Here is a 16,165-nt window from a genome sequence, read left to right as displayed (position 1 = left end):
GATCATTCATACACATGTTTGATTGCGCGAAACCCGGAGGAACACCATGGCCGCGCCCAGCTTCGAGACCCTGATCTATGCCGTGGAGGCAGGGATCGCGACCGTCACCCTGAACCGTCCGGACAAGCTGAACGCCTTCACCGCCCGGATGATGAAGGAGCTGATCGAGGTCTTCGACCTCACCGACGCCGACGACGCCGTGCGGGTGGTGATCGTCACCGGCGCCGGGCGGGCCTTCTGCGCCGGGGCCGACCTGTCCGCCGGCGGGGCCACCTTCGACCGCACCAGCCCCCAGGCCCTGGAGCGCGAGGAGGGCAAGGTCGGCGACGTCTATCGCGACGGCGGCGGCCGGGTGGTGCTGCGGATGTACGAAAGCCTCAAGCCGATCATCGCCGCCGTCAACGGTCCGGCGGTCGGGGTGGGCGTGACCATGCAGCTGCCGATGGACATCCGCCTGGCCTCGACCGACGCCAGGTTCGGCTTCGTGTTCGCCCGCCGCGGCATCACGCCCGAGGCCTGCTCGTCCTGGTTTCTGCCGCGGCTGGTGGGGATGCAGACGGCGCTGGAATGGTGCTTCACCAGCCGGGTGTTCGGCGCGCAGGAGGCCCTTGAGCGCGGTCTGGTCCGCTCGCTGCATGCGCCCGAGGACCTGCTGCCCGCCGCCCGGGCCCTGGCCCGCGAGATCGCCGACAACACCGCCCCGGTCTCGGTGGCGCTGAGCCGCCAGCTGCTCTGGCGCATGGCCGGCGCCGACCATCCGATGGAGGCCCACAAGGCCGACAGCCGCGCCATCCAGTCGCGCGGCGCGGCCGGCGACGCCAAGGAGGGCGTCAGCTCCTTCCTGGAGAAGCGCGCGCCGGTCTATCCCGACAGGGTCTCGGCCGATCTTCCCGATGTCTGGCCGGAGTGGGGCGAGCATCCGTTCCGGTAGGGGCGGCGTATCCCTGATCGAGCCGCCGCGGAGAAGGTGCATGGAAATTCCCCGCCGTCTCCCTGGGCTCTCCACCTGACGGCGCTACCGCTGCGGTCCATGACCTCAGCCGAACGCCCGCTCGCCGACCAGCACATCGTCGTCCTGCTCGGCGGCCCGTCGGCCGAGCGCGAGGTCAGCCTGGCCACCGGCGCGGCCTATGCCGACGCGCTCGAGCGGCTGGGCGCGCGGGTCAGCCGGGTCGACCCCGGTCGCGACGTCGCCCAGGTCCTGACCGCTCTCAAGCCCGACCTGGTGTTCAACGGCCTGCACGGCCGGTGGGGCGAGGACGGCTGCATGCAGGGCGTGCTGGAGACCCTGGGCCTGGCCTACACCCACTCCGGCGTCCTGGCCTCGGCCCTGGCCATGGACAAGGCCCGCAGCAAGGCGGTGCTGGCGGCGGCGGGGATCCCCGTGCCCGGCGGCGGCCTGTTCGACCGCCACGATGTCGCGCGCGACCATGTGATGCAGCCGCCCTACGTGGTCAAACCCAACGCCGAGGGCTCGTCGGTCGGGGTGTTCGTCGTGCGCGAGGGCGCCAACGGGCCGCCGCGCGACCTGGCCGCGCCGGACTGGGCTTTCGGAGAAGAGGTGATGGTCGAGCCCTACATCCCCGGGTTGGAGCTTTCCGTCGCAACCCTTGGCCAGCCAACCGGTCCCAGAGCCCTGGCGGTCACCGAAATCCGCTCGTCCACAGGTTTCTACGACTATGCCGCCAAGTACGCCGAAGGCGGCTCGGTCCACCTTCTGCCCGCCCCAATCCCGAACGCCGTCAGGGACCGGGCGATGCGCCTGGCCGAGCTTGGCCATGCAAGTCTTGGTTGCCGAGGTGTGACCAGGGCGGACTTTCGTTATGACGACATTAACGACCTTCTGGTCCTTCTAGAGGTCAATACGCAGCCTGGCATGACACCCACTTCGCTCGTCCCCGAGCAGGCGGATCACGCCGGAGTCTCGTTTGATCGTTTAGTGTTCTGGATCGTGGAGGACGCTTATGCCCGCAAGCGTGCGGGGGGGACCGCGTAAGCCAACGCGCCCCCGGGCCGAAGGGCCCGCAAGTCCGAAGGCTCGACCGGCCGCGCGCAACGCCGCGCCGCCGGCTGGAAAGCTGCAAGCTGCGCGCGGCGGCGTGGGCGTGTCGCCCGGCCTGGCCCTCAGCGTGGCCGGCGGCGCCCTGGTCGTCGCCCTGGTCGCCACCCTGGCCACCGGCCACCGGGCCGAGCGCCTGGGCCAGGCCATGGCCCGCGGCGTCGACGGCGAGTTCGCGGATCTGGGCTTCAAGCTGAAGACCGTGCACATCGAGGGCGCCTCGCCGATGGCCAAGGCCGACATCCTGAACGCCACGGCCCTGTACCAGGACCAGCCGACCCTGGGCCTGGACCTGGCCGACCTGCGCGCCCGCGTCGAAGGCGTGGGCTGGGTCAAGAGCGCCAAGGTCGTGCGCCTGCTGCCCGACACCGTGTTCATCTCCGTCGAAGAGCGCCCGGCCCTGGCCGTCTGGCAGCATTCCGGCGCCATGCGGGTGATCGACGGCGAGGGCCGCATCATCCGCGAGGCCGACGCCGCGCGCTTCCCGCAGCTGCCGCTGGTGGTGGGGCAGGGCGCCGACCAGGCCGCCGGCGCCATCCTGCCGGCCGTCAACGCCCGGCCGCGGCTGCGCGACCGCCTGGAGGCCCTGGTGCGGGTCGACGACCGCCGCTGGGACCTGCGCCTGAAAGATGGTTCGCTGATCCAGCTGCCGGCCATTGACGAAGAGTCCGCGCTGATTCAATTGGATCAGCTCGATCAACGACAACGAATCCTCGATCTCGGTTTCGCGCGCATCGACCTGCGCGACCCCGAGATGGTGGCCGTAAGGCCTCGCGACGCGGTGCTGCCCGGGCAGCCCGTGGCCGGAGGGGCCTGAACATGAACTTGTGTGTGAGGTGACTGTAGCGATGTCGCGACTGGATGACCGGAAGCAAGCCCGCGAAGGCTTGAAGGCGACGCTCGTGCGTCAGCCGGCGGTCGCGGCCGTCGATCTTGGCGCGTCCAAGGTCACCTGCTTCATCATGAAGGCCGACGGGATCCACCGCGACAACCGCACCCTCAGCACGGCCGGCGTCGGCTATGTGCAGTCGCGCGGCGTGCGCGGCGGGGCGATCGTCAATCTGGACGAGGCCGCCCAGGCCATCGCCCAGGCCGTCGAGCGGGCCGAGACCGTGGCCGGCGTCAACGTCCAGGGCGTCAGCGTCTGCACGGCCGGCGGCCAGCTGGCCAGCCACCGCGTCCACACCCAGGTGTCCCTCGGCGCCCGGCCGATCGGCGACGCCGACCTGTCGCGCGCCATCGCCTCGGCCCTGGCCCAGGTCCGCATTCCCGGCCGCAAGCCGATCCACCTGCTGCCGATCGCCTGGTCCGTCGACGGCCAGCGCGGCATCCGAGATCCTCGAGCGATGTTTGGTCGCGCGCTCGGACTCGAACTGCTGGTCGTCTCGGTCAACGAGAACATCTTCCACACCCTGGCCCACTGCGTCGAGCGCGCCCACCTCAGCTTCGAGGGCGTGGTCGCCGCGCCGTTCGCCTCGGCCCTGGCGGCCCTGGAAGAGGACGAGATGGACCTGGGCGCCGTCTGCATCGACATGGGCGGCGGCTCGACCTCGGTGGCGGTGTTCAACAACGGCGCCCTGTGCCACGTCGACAGTCTGGCCGTCGGCGGCGGACACGTCACCCAGGACATCGCCCGCGGCCTGCAGACCTCGGTCGCCGGCGCCGAGCGCATCAAGACCCTGCACGGATCGGCCATCGCCTCGGCCAACGAGGACCGCGAGATGATCGAGGCCCCGCCGCGCGGCGACGATCCGGGCGCGGGCCCGGTCATCGCGCCCCGCAGCTTGCTGAAGGGCATCATCCAGCCCCGCGTCGAGGAGACGCTGGAACTGCTGCGCGAACGCCTGAAGGCCTCGGGCGCGCCCGTCGAGCCGGGGGCGGGCATCGTCCTGACCGGCGGCGCCAGTCAGCTGGCCGGCGTGCGCGAGGTGGCCGTGCGCGTCTTCGACCGTCCCGTCCGCCTGGGCCGTCCGCGTCGGGTGCCGCACCTGGCCGACGCCGCCTCCGGACCGGCCTTCTGCGCCGCCGCCGGCGTCCTGCACCGCACGGCCTTCGGCCCGCGCGAGGTGGTCTCGCCCAAGGCGCTGGCCGGGGCGGCGATCCGCAAGCGTCCGCTCGACCCCAACGCCAGCCCGGTCGCCCGGGCCGCGGCTTGGCTGCGCGACAATCTTTGATCGGACGGTCGCGGGGCGTGGCCCCGCATTGCGGTGAGCTTCGCGCCAGCTTGGCTGAGCCGCGCCCGCCGGCGTGCGATTGTAAATTTTTGTGATCCGATGATTTTTTCGTCTTGGCCAAGCTCGTTAAGAACAGCGGCCAAGTCTTAACCGCTCTTAAGCATGACCGTTTACGATCTAAGTGTCGGAAACACCTGAAAGCCTAGTTTTCGAGGCGTCGGAAACGGGGTTTTCCAAGGGTTTTTCGCTCAGCGGCGTTCCGCCGCACGGCGGTCCCGGCTAGGTTCGGGAACCCAAGGAATCCCAGGCGATTCCTTTGGATAACTGGATTTTTTCGGCTGCCTTGGGATCGACCGGACGCCGACTCAGCTTATGCAGTTAACCACCGATTAAGGTTGGTGGTTGTTCTGTTAACCCGATCGTCGAGATGACTCCCGGCGGTTGATCCGCTCGGTAGTTGACGAATTCGGCGTTTAGGACGCGAGGGTCCCATGGCAATTTCTCTTTCCGCGCCGCGTACCACTGAACTGAAGCCGCGTATCGTGGTGTTCGGCGTCGGTGGGGCCGGTGGCAATGCTGTCAACAACATGATCGAGGCCGGCCTCGAGGGTGTTGAGTTCGTGGTGGCCAACACCGACGCGCAACAGCTCCAGTTCGCCAAGACGGACCGCCGCATCCAGCTGGGCGTGCAGGTCACGCAAGGCCTGGGCGCGGGCGCACACCCCGAGGTCGGCATGAGCGCGGCCGAGGAAAGCTTCCCCGAGATCGGCGAGCACCTGGACGGCGCGCACATGGTGTTCATCACCGCCGGCATGGGCGGCGGCACCGGCACCGGCGCGGCTCCGATCATCGCCAAGTGCGCTCGCGAGCGCGGCATCCTGACCGTCGGCGTGGTCACCAAGCCCTTCCACTTCGAAGGCCGCCACCGCATGCGCCTGGCCGACGCCGGCATCGGCGAGCTGCAGCGCTATGTCGACACCCTGATCGTCATTCCGAACCAGAACCTGTTCCGCGTCGCCAACGAGCGCACGACCTTCGCCGAAGCCTTCGGCATGGCCGACCAGGTGCTGCACTCGGGCGTCCGCTCGATCACCGACCTGATGGTGCTGCCGGGCCTGATCAACCTCGACTTCGCCGACGTCCGCACGGTCATGACCGAGATGGGCAAGGCGATGATGGGCACCGGCGAGGGCACCGGCGAGGACCGCGCCCTGATGGCCGCCCAGAACGCCATCGCCAACCCGCTGCTGGACGAAGTCTCCCTGAAGGGCGCCAAGGCCGTGCTGGTCAATGTGACCGGCGGCATGGACATGACCCTGCTGGAAGTCGACGAGGCCGCCAACGCGATCTCGGACCAGGTCGATCCGGAAGCCAACATCATCTTCGGCGCGGCCTTCGATCCGTCGCTGGACGGCGTGATCCGCGTGTCGGTGGTCGCCACCGGCATGGACGGCGCGTCGATCGCCCAGATCGAGCCCAAGCCCGTCTCGCGCAACACCACGGCCCAACCGCTGATCGCCGAGACCCGCCCGGCCGCGCCGCAGCCCGCCCCGGCCCCGGCCCCGACGGTCGCCGAGACCACCCGTCCGGGCATGCGCTACGAGCCGCGTCCGATCGAGCGTCCCGCCGCGGCTCCGGTCGCGTCCTACGCGCCCGAGCCGGCCTATGAGGAACCCGCCCCGGTCGTCGAGGCCCAGGAAGACCTGCGCTTCGAAGAGCCGGTGATGGAAGAGCCGCGCATCGCCGCCCCGGCCCCGCGCGTCACCCGCATCGTCGACCCGATGGTCGCGGAGGCCGAGGACGAGCCGCTGTACAGCGAGACCTACGAGGATCGCCGGCAGCAGAAGTCCGGCGGCTGGATGAGCCTGTTCGGCGGCGGTCGCCAGCAGCGCTACGAACAGCAACCGGCCCAGCCGCCGCGCCAGACGGGTTCGGCCCGTCCGCAGCTGCAGCCGCTGGACCAGCCGACCACCGACGAAGGCGAGGATCTGGAGATCCCGTCCTTCCTGCGCCGCCTGGCCAACTGAAAGTCTCCGAAAGTTTAGTGGCGTACCTGTAAGCGTAACCGAGACCCCCGGGGCGAAAGCCCCGGGGGTTTTGTTTTGGGCCTTAGCCCTTCCGTGGCGGGGCGACCACTTGCCCCCTACGGGTCGCTTCGCGACCGTCTTCCCCCAGAGGGGGAAGAGCGCCAGTGCGTGAGGCTCCGCCCCCTATGGGGGCGGACAGACCGCGAAGCGGTCAGGTGGGGGCAAGTGTTATGACCCTCTGCTCACTCCATGCTAAGGGTCATGAAGTGCCAACTCTTGGACTGACCCGGTCACGATGAAGCTCACCCGCGCCGATCGAAAGATTTTGGAGATCCTCCAGCAGGACAGCTCGGTCACGAACGTGGAGCTGGCCGAGCGGGTGGGGCTGTCGCCCAGTCCGTGCCTGCGCCGGGTCAAGCAGCTGGAGGCCTCGGGCCTGATCGCCGGCTATGTGGCGCTGCTGGACCGCCGCAAGGCGCGGCTGGACCTGCTGGCCTATGTCGAGGTCCAGGTCGACCGCCACAGCGAGACCGCCGCCGAGGCCTTCGCCGACGCCGTGCGCCGCGAGCCGATGGTGGTGGGCTGCCATGCCATGACCGGCGGCTACGACTACCTGCTGCGGGTGGTCGCCCCCAATCTCGACGCCTATGCCGACTTCACCATGAAGCGCCTGCTGAAGATGCCGGCGGTCAAGGACATTCGCTCGTCCTTCGTGCTGGAGACCATCAAGGACGCCACGGCGCTGCCGCTGGACTATCTAGAGTAGGGGGCGCAACTGATTTCCGGCTTCGACCCGTTGCGGACGGCATCGCTGGCCGCGATCATGCGGTCATGAAAACGATCACCATCGACTGTGCGGGCGTGAGTTCCGCCGATGAATTCTGGCGACGCTATCTCGACGCGACACGACCCGATGGTGGCGAGCAATTCGGGCGCAATCTGGACGCGTTCTGGGATGCCATCGAAGGCGGCGGCCCGGGCTGGCCAGGAGAGGTAGTGCTGGCGTTCCAGCACACCGAAGCTCTTTCAGAACTTCGCACCTCAGCAGGTGGGTCCCTTCTCGACGGGCTGCGCCAAGTCGCTGAGCAGGCGAGGCGCATCAGGGTTCAGATCTCCTAGCCTAGGTCTCTTCTACCCTAGTCGGACATTGCCAGTGCTTTGGCGATGCGGGAGCTTGAAGTGAGAGCGAAGCGAGGACCAGCATGGACTTTTCGATCAGGAATTACAGTGCGGTTCCACTGACGCTCTCCATCGAGCCGTATTGCGACCAGCACGAAATTCCACCAGGAGGAGAAGCCATCGCGACACTAGAAGATGGGAAGCCACATTCCATCGACTTTCATCCTGGCAACTGGGTGTCGCTTTGGGACGAAGGCGTGAAAGAGGCCAAGGTAGAGATCCATTCCACCTACGTGTCGCTCACGCCTAAAACGGCGGTCGACCGTCCGTAGTGAAGGTCCGCAGACCACCCTTCGGCGACCTTCGGAGCGTCCGTTCCGCAGCCTCAGGCGAATATCTGTTTTGGGCGAGCGCCGAGCCGGGACCGCCGGAAGCGCTGAGCTCACGCTCCAGTCCCGGATTTTCGCGCTGCGCGCTCATCCGGGATGCCAGCCGTTCTGAGGCATATGCGATAAGGGCGGGAAGGTGATTTAGGGGGGTCGAGCGCCGTCCATCCCCGCCGACGCCGCCGAAAACCTCAACCCTTTCAACGCCCGGAAAAATAATAAGCGTCACCGATCCTCGGACCTCGAACCGCCTGCACAATGATAGCCGTCCCCATCGCGGGGGAGGGCTCTTGGTACCGGCCCAAGCAGGCGATGGGGATGGAACCGAGCGGGGCCGCCTGGGCCTGGCGATCGGACCGCGGCGGGCGGCGGGGCTCAGAAGGCTTCAAGGCCCGGCGGGGACGATGGCGGGACAGGCGGGTCGACGGGGCCGGGAGTTCAAACCGGCCTGTTCCAGGATCTGTCGGAGTCGTCGACGGCCCCTTCCGGGCGACTTTGATCCTGCCCGTCCGAGGGGGAACGTCGATCGGGATGAAACAGGCCCTCAATCGCCGTCCCTCGAGACAAACGGTTTCGCGGAGCGGTCAGGTCTAGCCGAAACGCACACCCACTACCCACGGTCATCCGGGCTCGGCCCGGACCGCTCCGCGCCTCCCCATCCCGCCGGGTTTTCCGGCCGGGACATGCGCTCGCGCGTGTCCTCACGCGATGCGTCGCGTCTGTTAGGGACACGCCCAAGGTCACGTCATCGGCTCGGTCACAAGTATGGAAAAATGACCCGTAAATTAGCATCAAATGACGGTGATAGACAGTAAGGTGGTCATCATAGCCAGATGCTGTCCTTCACGCCGTCCTATCCTGCCGCCGTATCCCTTTTCCGGAGCGCGGCGCATGCTGGTTGTCGATCAAAAGTCCCTGTCGCCCGCCCTGGTGTCGCCCGTGCGGCCGGCCCTGGAAGGCGTCGGCGCCTACAAGGCCGGCATGACCCTGGCCGAAGCGGGCCGCCTGGCCGGCCGCGCGGACCTGTCCAAGCTGGCCAGCAACGAGAACCTGCTGGGCGCCAGCCCGAAGGTCGCGGCGGCGGTGCAGGCCGCCCTGGCCAGCCCCGAGATCTATCCCGACCCCTATTGCGAGACCCTGCGCGCGGCGATCGGCCAGCGGTTGGCGGTGGATCCGGCCCGCATCGTCATGACCCCGGGCTCCGAGGCCCTGATCGACTACCTGTTCCGCGCCGTGCTGCATCCCGGCGACAGCCTCCTGCTGTCCTCGCCGACCTTCCCGGCCTACGAGATCTTCGCCCGCTGCGCCGAGGCCAGCCTGATCGACGTGCCGCGCCTGCCAAGCTTCGATCTCGACGTCGAGGCCTTCAAGCGCGAGGCGGCCAAGGGCCCCAAGCTGCTGGTGCTGTGCACCCCCAACAACCCGACCGGCAACGCGACCAGTGGCGTCGACCTGGCCGAGATCCTGGCCGTCACCCCGCGCTCGACCGTGGTGTTCGTCGACGAGGCCTATCGGGAATATCACCAGGCCTTCGACACCCTGGCCCTGCTGAAGGCCTGGGGCGGGACCTGGGTTTCGGCGCGGACCTTCTCCAAGGCCTATGGCCTGGCCGGCCTGCGGGTGGGCTACGGGATCTGCTCGTCGGCCGAACTGGTCGGCTACCTGGACCGCATCCGCCCGCCGTTCAACGTCACCGCCGTCAGCCAGGCCGCCGCTCTGGCCGCCTGGGACGATGTCGAGCACCTGGAACGTACCGTGGCCCTGACGATCGCCGAGCGCGGCCGGGTCGAGGCGGCCCTGGACGCCCTGGGCGTCGAGCGCACCGACAGCGCCGGCAATTTCGTCTTCGTGCGCAGTCCGACCGGCGCCGAGGCCGCCGCCGCGCGTTTGTTGCGCGAAGGGCTTATCATCCGTCCCACGCCCGTGCCCGGCGGCTGGGTGCGGGTCACCATCGGCCGTCCCGCCGACAACGACCGCCTGATCGCCGCCCTGCCGGCCGCCCTTGCTCTCTGACCTTTCGGAGCTCGCCATGACCATCACGAACGAAAACCCCCTGGGCCTCGACGGCTTCGCCTTCGTGGAGTTCACCAGCCCCGAGCCGGCGGCCATGAAGGCGCTATTCGAGCAGCTGGGCTTCGTGCCCGCCTCGACCCACCCGACCAAGGCCGTGACCCGCTACAAGCAGGGTCGCATCAACCTGTTGGTCAATGACGAGCCCGCCGGCCAGGCCGCCGCGTTCCGCGCCGCCCACGGTCCCTCGGCCAACGGCATGGCCTTCACCGTCGCCGACGTCGAGCAGGCCTATGTCGAAGCCCTGAAGCGCGGGGCCGTGGCGGCCGACGCCTCCAGGACGGTGCTGGGCGAGGGCGCGCGGGTGCTGGAAGGCATCGGCGGTTCGATGCTGTACTTGGTGGCCGGCCCCGAGGCGGTGTTCGCCAGCTGGACCCCGGTCCCCGGCGCCGCCGAGGCCGAAGCCGCCAACAGCGTCGGCCTGGACCTGCTGGACCACCTGACCCACAACGTTCGCCGGGGCCAGATGCGCACCTGGTCGACCTTCTACCGCGACGTCTTCGGCTTCGAGGAGCAGAAGTATTTTGACATCAAGGGCCAAGCCACCGGCCTGTTCAGTCAGGCGATGATCGCCCCCGACAAGGCCATCCGCATCCCGCTCAACGAGAGCCAGGACGACAAGAGCCAGATCGAGGAGTTCATCCGCCAGTACAACGGCGAGGGCATCCAGCACCTGGCCCTGACCACCGACGACATCTACGACACCGTCGAGAAGCTGCGGGCCCGGGGCGTCAAGCTGCAGGACACCATCGAGACCTATTACGAGCTGGTCGATAAGCGCGTGCCCGGCCACGGCGAGGACCTGGAGCGGCTGAAGAAGAACCGCATCCTGCTGGACGGCAATGTCGGTGAGGAAGGCCTGCTGCTGCAGATCTTCACCGAGAACCTGTTCGGGCCGATCTTCTTCGAGATCATCCAACGCAAGGGCAACCAGGGCTTCGGCAACGGCAACTTCCAGGCCCTGTTCGAGAGTATCGAGCTGGACCAGATCCGCCGCGGGGTGATCACGGTTGAGGCTTGAGGGCTTTCCGATCGGAGAGGGGGCGGCTTACTCTCTTTCCGCTCATCCCGGCGAAAGCCGGGACCCAAGCTGACTCTCAGTATGGGCCAAGAACGATCGAACCGCCGCTGATCTCTTCCAGGCGCAGCTTGGGTCCCGGCTTTCGCCGGGATGAGCGGAAGGCGGGGGAGGCCGCGAGAAGAAGATGACCGACACGCTCCATTACCAATCCGGCTTCGGCAACCACTTCTCGACCGAGGCCGTCCCCGGCGCCCTGCCGGTCGGCCAGAACTCGCCGCAGAGGCCGCCGTTCGGCCTCTATGCCGAGCAGCTGTCGGGCACGGCCTTCACCGCCCCGCGCCACGAGAACCGCAGGAGCTGGCTCTATCGCCTGCGGCCCAGCGCCGGCCACGGGCCCTATGCGCCCTACGCCCACGACCGGCTGAAGAGCGCCCCGTTCGACGCCGCCCCGCCCACGCCCAACCGCCTGCGCTGGGACCCGATAGAGGTTCCCGTCGAGCCCGTCGACTTCGTCGACGGCCTGGTCACGATCGGGGGCAATGGCGATGTGGCGGCCCAGGCCGGCATGGCCGCGCACCTCTACCTGGCCAACCGCTCGATGACCGACCGGGTGTTCCAGAACGCCGACGGCGAGCTGCTGGTCGCGCCGCAGCAAGGCGCCTTGCGCTTCATCACCGAGTTCGGCCGCCTCGACGTCGCGCCGGGCGAGATCGTGGTCATTCCCCGCGGCGTGCGGTTCCGCGTCGAGCTGGACGGCCCGGCGCGCGGCTATGTCTGCGAGACTTACGGCGCGGCCTTCCACTTGCCGGAGCTGGGGCCGATCGGCTCGAACGGCCTGGCCAACAGCCGCGACTTCCTGGCGCCGGTCGCCGCCTTCGAGGACCTGGAGCGCCCCACCGAGGTGATCCAGAAGTTCCAGGGCGGCCTGTGGGCGGCGACCTGGGACCACAGCCCGCTGGACGTGGTGGCCTGGCACGGGACCCTCGCGCCCTACAAGTACGACCTGGCGCGGTTCAACACGATCAACACCGTCAGTTTCGACCATCCCGACCCGTCGATCTTCACCGTCCTGACTGCGCCCAGCGAAATCCCGGGCACGGCCAATGTCGACTTCGTGATCTTTCCGCCGCGCTGGATGGTGGCCGAACACACCTTTCGGCCACCCTGGTTCCACCGCAACGTGATGAGCGAGTTCATGGGGCTGGTCCACGGCGCCTACGACGCCAAGGCCGGCGGCTTCTCGCCCGGCGGGGCGTCGCTGCACAACGCGATGAGCGACCATGGCCCCGATCTGGCCAGCCACCAGGCCGCGACGGAGGCGCAGCTGGCTCCGCACAAGATCGATGGAACCATGGCCTTCATGTTCGAGAGCCGCTGGGTGATCCGGCCGACGAAGTTCGCGCTGGAGACTTCGGCGCTTCAGGCCGACTATGACGCCTGCTGGACGGGCTTTCCCAAGGCCAAGCTGCCCTAGGGACGCCGGTCGGCCCCAACAACGAAGCAAAGAGGAAGCGCCCATGAAGCTTGCGTCCCTGAAGGGCGGCCGCGACGGCCGGCTGGTGGTGGTCTCCAACGACCTGGCCTGGTTCACCGACGCCGGAACGATCGCCCCCACCCTGCAAGCCGCCCTCGACGACTGGGAGCGCTGCGAGCCGATGCTGAAGGCCCTGGCCGCGAGCCTGGAGGACGGGGGCGTGCCGCGGGAACGCTTCCACGAGCGCGAGGCCGCCAGCCCCTTGCCGCGCGCCTACCAATGGCTCGACGGCAGCGCCTATGTGAACCACGTGCAGCTGGTGCGGCAGGCCCGCGGGGCCGAGATGCCGGAGAGCTTCTGGACCGATCCGCTGATGTACCAGGGCGCCTCAGACGGGTTCCTGGGGCCGCGCGACGCCATCCCGCTGGCCGACGAGGCCTGGGGCTGCGACCTGGAGGGCGAGGTGGCCGTGATCGTCGGCGACGTGCCGCTGGGGGCCGGCCGCGACGAGGCCCTGGCGGCGATCCGCCTGGTGATGCTGGTCAACGACGTTTCCCTGCGCGCCCTGATCCCGGCCGAGCTGGCCAAGGGTTTCGGCTTCGTGCAGTCCAAGCCGGCTGGCGCCTTCTCGCCGGTCGCGGTCTCGCTGGACGCCCTGGGCGAGGCCTGGAAGGACGGCAAGCTGCACGGCGCGCTGCTGGTCGAGCTGAACGGCCAGGATTTCGGCAAGGCCGACGCCGGCGCCGACATGACCTTCGATTTCGCGACCCTGGTGGCCCACGCCGCCAAGACGCGGTCGCTGGCGGCTGGGACGATCGTCGGCTCGGGCACGGTCAGCAACCGCGGCCCGGACGGCGGTCCTGGCAAGCCGGTCAGCGAGGGCGGCTTGGGCTATTCGTGCCTGGCCGAGGTCCGCACGGTCGAGACGATCCAGACCGGCCATCCCAAGACCCCGTTCCTGAAGGCGGGCGACACGGTGCGCATCGAGATGCGCGACGCCAAGGGCCACACGATCTTCGGGGCGATCGAGCAGACGGTGGCGCAGGCTTGAGGCGCCAGGCTTGAGTGACGACGCGAACGTCGGGCGGGCCTGGACCACGCCGGCGGGCGTCAGGCTGGGCCCGCTCGACCAGATCGCCGATCCCGGAGCGCGGAACTATGTGCTGCAGATCGGCGACAAGCGCTTCCACGGCTTCGTGGTGCGCCGGGGCGAGGCGGCGTTCGGCTATGTCGACCGCTGCCCGCACGCCGGCCTGCCGCTGGCCCAGGTGCTGGACCGCTACCTGACCGACGACGGCCAGTTGATCGCCTGCTCCTGGCATGGGGCGCTGTTCGAGCCGGAGACCGGCGCCTGCGTCGGCGGGCCCTGCGTCGGCGCGCGGCTGTCGCCTTGGCCGGTCAGGGTGGAGGATGGGTGGATCGTCACGGCCTGACCGCGGTTGCGGGTCTGCACGAGATCTCCATGACCTCTTTCCTGGTCGTGGAAGGGCCCGTCATGTCCACGAGACCCCACGCCCCTAGACCGTTCCCGACGAACAGGGAGCCGACCGATGCCTTTCGCCCAGACCCAGGTGCGCGACTACGCCGTGGTGATCCATGCCGGCAACGACGCATGGACCTGGCAGGTGATGGATTTCGACGCCCGCGTCGCCGCCAGCGGCGAGGCGCCGGATCGCGAAAGCGCGTGGCGCAGCGGCCTGTTCGCGGCCGAGGCGGTCGGGGTCTTGGTCCGCATCGGCCGTCGGGCCTGACCCGCGGGCAAAAGAAAGGCCGCCTTCTACAGGAGAAGAAGACGGCCGAAAGTCGCATAGGAGGAAACGCCCACGAGGGCTGAGACCTCTATAGCGCACTACTCGATACGTGACAACGTTGTCATGGAATTTTTTACAGGCAGAGCTGAAAACCCTGGTTTTGTTGGGCGGACGGCCTTGGCGAAGACGCGGCGGGCCGCCAGATTCCGGAGGATTCAGACTGGAGTCGCCTGTGAGCCTGACCCTCCGCCTCGCCGTTCCGGAAGATCTGCCGCAGCTGCGCGCGCTAATGAACGCCTCCATCGGCGAACTGCTCAGGCCGTTCCTGGCGCCGGACGCGGTGGCGGCCTCGTTCGACGTCATGGGGCTGGACACCCAGCTGGTCGCCGATGGGACCTATTTCGTGGTCGAGGACGACGGGGCGCTGGCCGGTTGCGGTGGCTGGAGCCGGCGGGCCACGCTGTTCGGCGGCGATCACTCGGCGGGACGCGATGCGGCGCTGCTGGATCCGACCCGCGACGCAGCCAGGGTGCGGGCGATGTACACCCATCCCGACCATGTCCGCAAAGGGGTGGGGCGGCTGATCCTGGAGGCCTGCGAGGCCGCGGCGGCGGGGGAGGGGTTTACGCGCTGCGAACTGGCCGGCACCCTGGCCGGCGAGCCGCTGTACCGCGCCTGCGGCTATCAGGAGATCGAGCGGTTCACCGCGCCGACCTCCCGCGGGGTCGAGGTGCCGCTGGTGCGGATGGGCAAGCCGCTGGCGGGCGTCGTTCCTCGATAGAAAAAGGGCGGGTCCGAGGACCCGCCCTTTCTTACGCAACTCGGTACGCCGTTCTTAGCGGAACAGGCTGAGGATCGACGACGAAGACTGGTTCGCGATCGACAGCGCCTGGATGCCCAGCTGCTGCTTGGTTTGCAGCGACTGCAGCTTGGCGCTTTCCTTGGCCAGGTCGGCGTCGACCAGGTTGCCCACGCCGGCGTCGAGGCTGTCTTGCAGCTTGCCGACGAAGGTCAGGTGGGTGTCCAGGCCCGTCGAGCTGGTGCCCAGCGAGGCCAGCTTGTTGGTCGCCGTGCCCAGGGCGTTGCTGACGGTGGTGATCATCGTCTTGGCGGCCGCGGCGGTCGTGAACGACGACGTGGCGGTCAGGCCCAGGCCGACGAGCGACAGGGTCTTGGCGTTGACGGTGAACTGCGAGCCGTCCGAGTTGGCCAGGAAGGCCAGCTTGGTGGTCGAGCCGTCGGCGATCGAGACGCCGTTGAACTTGGCGTTGGTGACGGCCTTGGTGATCTGGTCGCGCAGGCTGTCGAAGTCAGACTTCAGGGCGTTGAACGAGGCGGTGTTCAGCGAGGTGTCGGAAGCGGCCAGGGCCTTTTCCTTCATCTTGCCCAGCAGGTCGGTGACCGTGTCGCCGGCGGCCAGGGCCACGTCGATGGTCGACTGGCCGCGTTGCAGCGAGTCCTTCACGGCGTTCATCGAGCTGGCGGTCGAGGACTGCGTCTTGGCGATAGCCCAGATCGCGCCGTTGTCCTTGGCGTTGCCGACCTTCTTGCCGGTGTTGATGCGCTGCTGCGTGACCTGAAGTTCGTTGTTGGTGGCGTTCAGGTTTTGCAGGGCGATCATCGCGCCCGAGTTCGTATTGATGCTGTTCAGAGCCATTTCGGCGGTTTCCCATTCAAGGTTGCCGACGTCATTTTGACGGTCGGGAGCATTTTGCTCATCGCCAGCATCCACGGTCGTGCTTTCGATAAAGTAAAAGTGTCGCAGCTAATTTCGCGGGGTGGATAACGCCTCGTTAGTCATTCCGATTCGGCGGAAAGTCGTGGCGTTGAATCGAGTTCATTTGATTGAGAGTCCTGCCGCTGCATCTTGATTTGCGTCGACTCTGCCTGCGGCCCGACTGTTCATGGAAACACGCCGGCGCGCCGCCCCATCGTTCGGGCCGCGAGTCTTGTTGGACCGGACAAAAGAAAAGGGCGGGTCCGACGGACTGACGTGACCCCCATTTTTCATCCAGCGATAACGAGAGTCCTGGGTTGATTTGAGCCTTGGTGTTGGTGGGTGGCAAGAGGCCGGCGCGCGGAGC

At 68.1% G+C, this 16,165-nt stretch carries 16 protein-coding genes; 15 read left to right on the top strand and 1 reads right to left on the bottom strand.

The features are described from left to right. Positions 1-46: 46 nt before the first annotated feature. From EV278_RS12570 to EV278_RS12500, 15 genes are all read left to right on the top strand, one after another. Positions 47-931, top strand: coding sequence for a crotonase/enoyl-CoA hydratase family protein (locus tag EV278_RS12570; protein ID WP_132091622.1), 885 nt, complete (start codon positions 47-49; stop codon positions 929-931). 99 nt (positions 932-1,030) lie between these two features. Beyond that, entirely contained in the window at positions 1,031-1,996 is a 966-nt protein-coding gene (locus EV278_RS12565) for a D-alanine--D-alanine ligase (protein WP_132091619.1), read from the top strand. Next, the gene (locus tag EV278_RS12560; protein WP_132091616.1) at positions 1,965-2,876 is read left to right on the top strand and encodes a cell division protein FtsQ/DivIB; all 912 of its coding nucleotides are present in this window, start codon (positions 1,965-1,967) and stop codon (positions 2,874-2,876) included. The genes EV278_RS12565 and EV278_RS12560 overlap by 32 nt, the downstream gene beginning before the upstream one ends. A gap of 31 nt (positions 2,877-2,907) precedes the next feature. Further along, the gene (ftsA, locus tag EV278_RS12555) at positions 2,908-4,233 is read left to right on the top strand and encodes a cell division protein FtsA (RefSeq protein ID WP_132091613.1); all 1,326 of its coding nucleotides are present in this window, start codon (positions 2,908-2,910) and stop codon (positions 4,231-4,233) included. A 491-nt stretch (positions 4,234-4,724) separates the two neighbouring features. Then, entirely contained in the window at positions 4,725-6,260 is a 1,536-nt protein-coding gene (gene ftsZ / locus EV278_RS12550; RefSeq protein ID WP_132091610.1) for a cell division protein FtsZ, read from the top strand. Positions 6,261-6,555: 295 nt separating this feature from the next. Next, on the top strand, positions 6,556-7,026 hold the full coding sequence (locus tag EV278_RS12545) for an Lrp/AsnC family transcriptional regulator (protein WP_056760809.1): 471 nt from the start codon (positions 6,556-6,558) through the stop codon (positions 7,024-7,026). 65 nt (positions 7,027-7,091) lie between these two features. Then, on the top strand, positions 7,092-7,379 hold the full coding sequence (locus tag EV278_RS12540; protein WP_132091607.1) for a barstar family protein: 288 nt from the start codon (positions 7,092-7,094) through the stop codon (positions 7,377-7,379). Between the two features lie 83 nt (positions 7,380-7,462). Beyond that, positions 7,463-7,711 (top strand): hypothetical protein, encoded by a 249-nt coding sequence (locus EV278_RS12535; protein ID WP_132091604.1) that lies wholly within the window; start codon positions 7,463-7,465, stop codon positions 7,709-7,711. A gap of 945 nt (positions 7,712-8,656) precedes the next feature. After that, entirely contained in the window at positions 8,657-9,778 is a 1,122-nt protein-coding gene (locus tag EV278_RS12530) for an aminotransferase class I/II-fold pyridoxal phosphate-dependent enzyme (RefSeq protein WP_132091601.1), read from the top strand. 16 nt (positions 9,779-9,794) lie between these two features. Further along, the gene (gene hppD, locus EV278_RS12525; RefSeq protein ID WP_132091598.1) at positions 9,795-10,856 is read left to right on the top strand and encodes a 4-hydroxyphenylpyruvate dioxygenase; all 1,062 of its coding nucleotides are present in this window, start codon (positions 9,795-9,797) and stop codon (positions 10,854-10,856) included. Between the two features lie 184 nt (positions 10,857-11,040). Continuing rightward, complete coding sequence (gene hmgA, locus EV278_RS12520) at positions 11,041-12,330, top strand: homogentisate 1,2-dioxygenase (RefSeq protein WP_132091595.1); 1,290 nt, start codon at positions 11,041-11,043, stop codon at positions 12,328-12,330. Between the two features lie 43 nt (positions 12,331-12,373). Next, positions 12,374-13,381: a fumarylacetoacetate hydrolase family protein gene (locus tag EV278_RS12515; RefSeq protein ID WP_132091593.1), complete on the top strand. Its 1,008-nt coding sequence runs from the start codon at positions 12,374-12,376 to the stop codon at positions 13,379-13,381. Between the two features lie 10 nt (positions 13,382-13,391). Beyond that, positions 13,392-13,763, top strand: coding sequence for a Rieske (2Fe-2S) protein (locus tag EV278_RS12510; protein WP_132091590.1), 372 nt, complete (start codon positions 13,392-13,394; stop codon positions 13,761-13,763). 117 nt (positions 13,764-13,880) lie between these two features. Beyond that, positions 13,881-14,081 carry a hypothetical protein gene (locus tag EV278_RS12505; RefSeq protein ID WP_132091587.1) on the top strand — a complete coding sequence of 67 codons (201 nt, stop codon included), beginning with the start codon at positions 13,881-13,883 and terminating at the stop codon, positions 14,079-14,081. Positions 14,082-14,313: 232 nt separating this feature from the next. After that, on the top strand, positions 14,314-14,862 hold the full coding sequence (locus tag EV278_RS12500) for a GNAT family N-acetyltransferase (protein WP_243692177.1): 549 nt from the start codon (positions 14,314-14,316) through the stop codon (positions 14,860-14,862). A 54-nt stretch (positions 14,863-14,916) separates the two neighbouring features. Here EV278_RS12500 and EV278_RS12495 read toward each other — a convergent pair whose 3' ends face one another. Further along, the gene (locus EV278_RS12495; protein WP_132091584.1) at positions 14,917-15,738 is read right to left on the bottom strand and encodes a flagellin; all 822 of its coding nucleotides are present in this window, start codon (positions 15,736-15,738) and stop codon (positions 14,917-14,919) included. Positions 15,739-16,165 lie beyond the last annotated feature (427 nt).

The organism is Caulobacter sp. BK020, assembly GCF_004342605.1.
Classification (GTDB): Bacteria; Pseudomonadota; Alphaproteobacteria; order Caulobacterales; family Caulobacteraceae; genus Caulobacter.
Note: the sequence above shows the minus strand (reverse complement) of the source record. Positions and strands in the feature narration are given on the sequence as shown.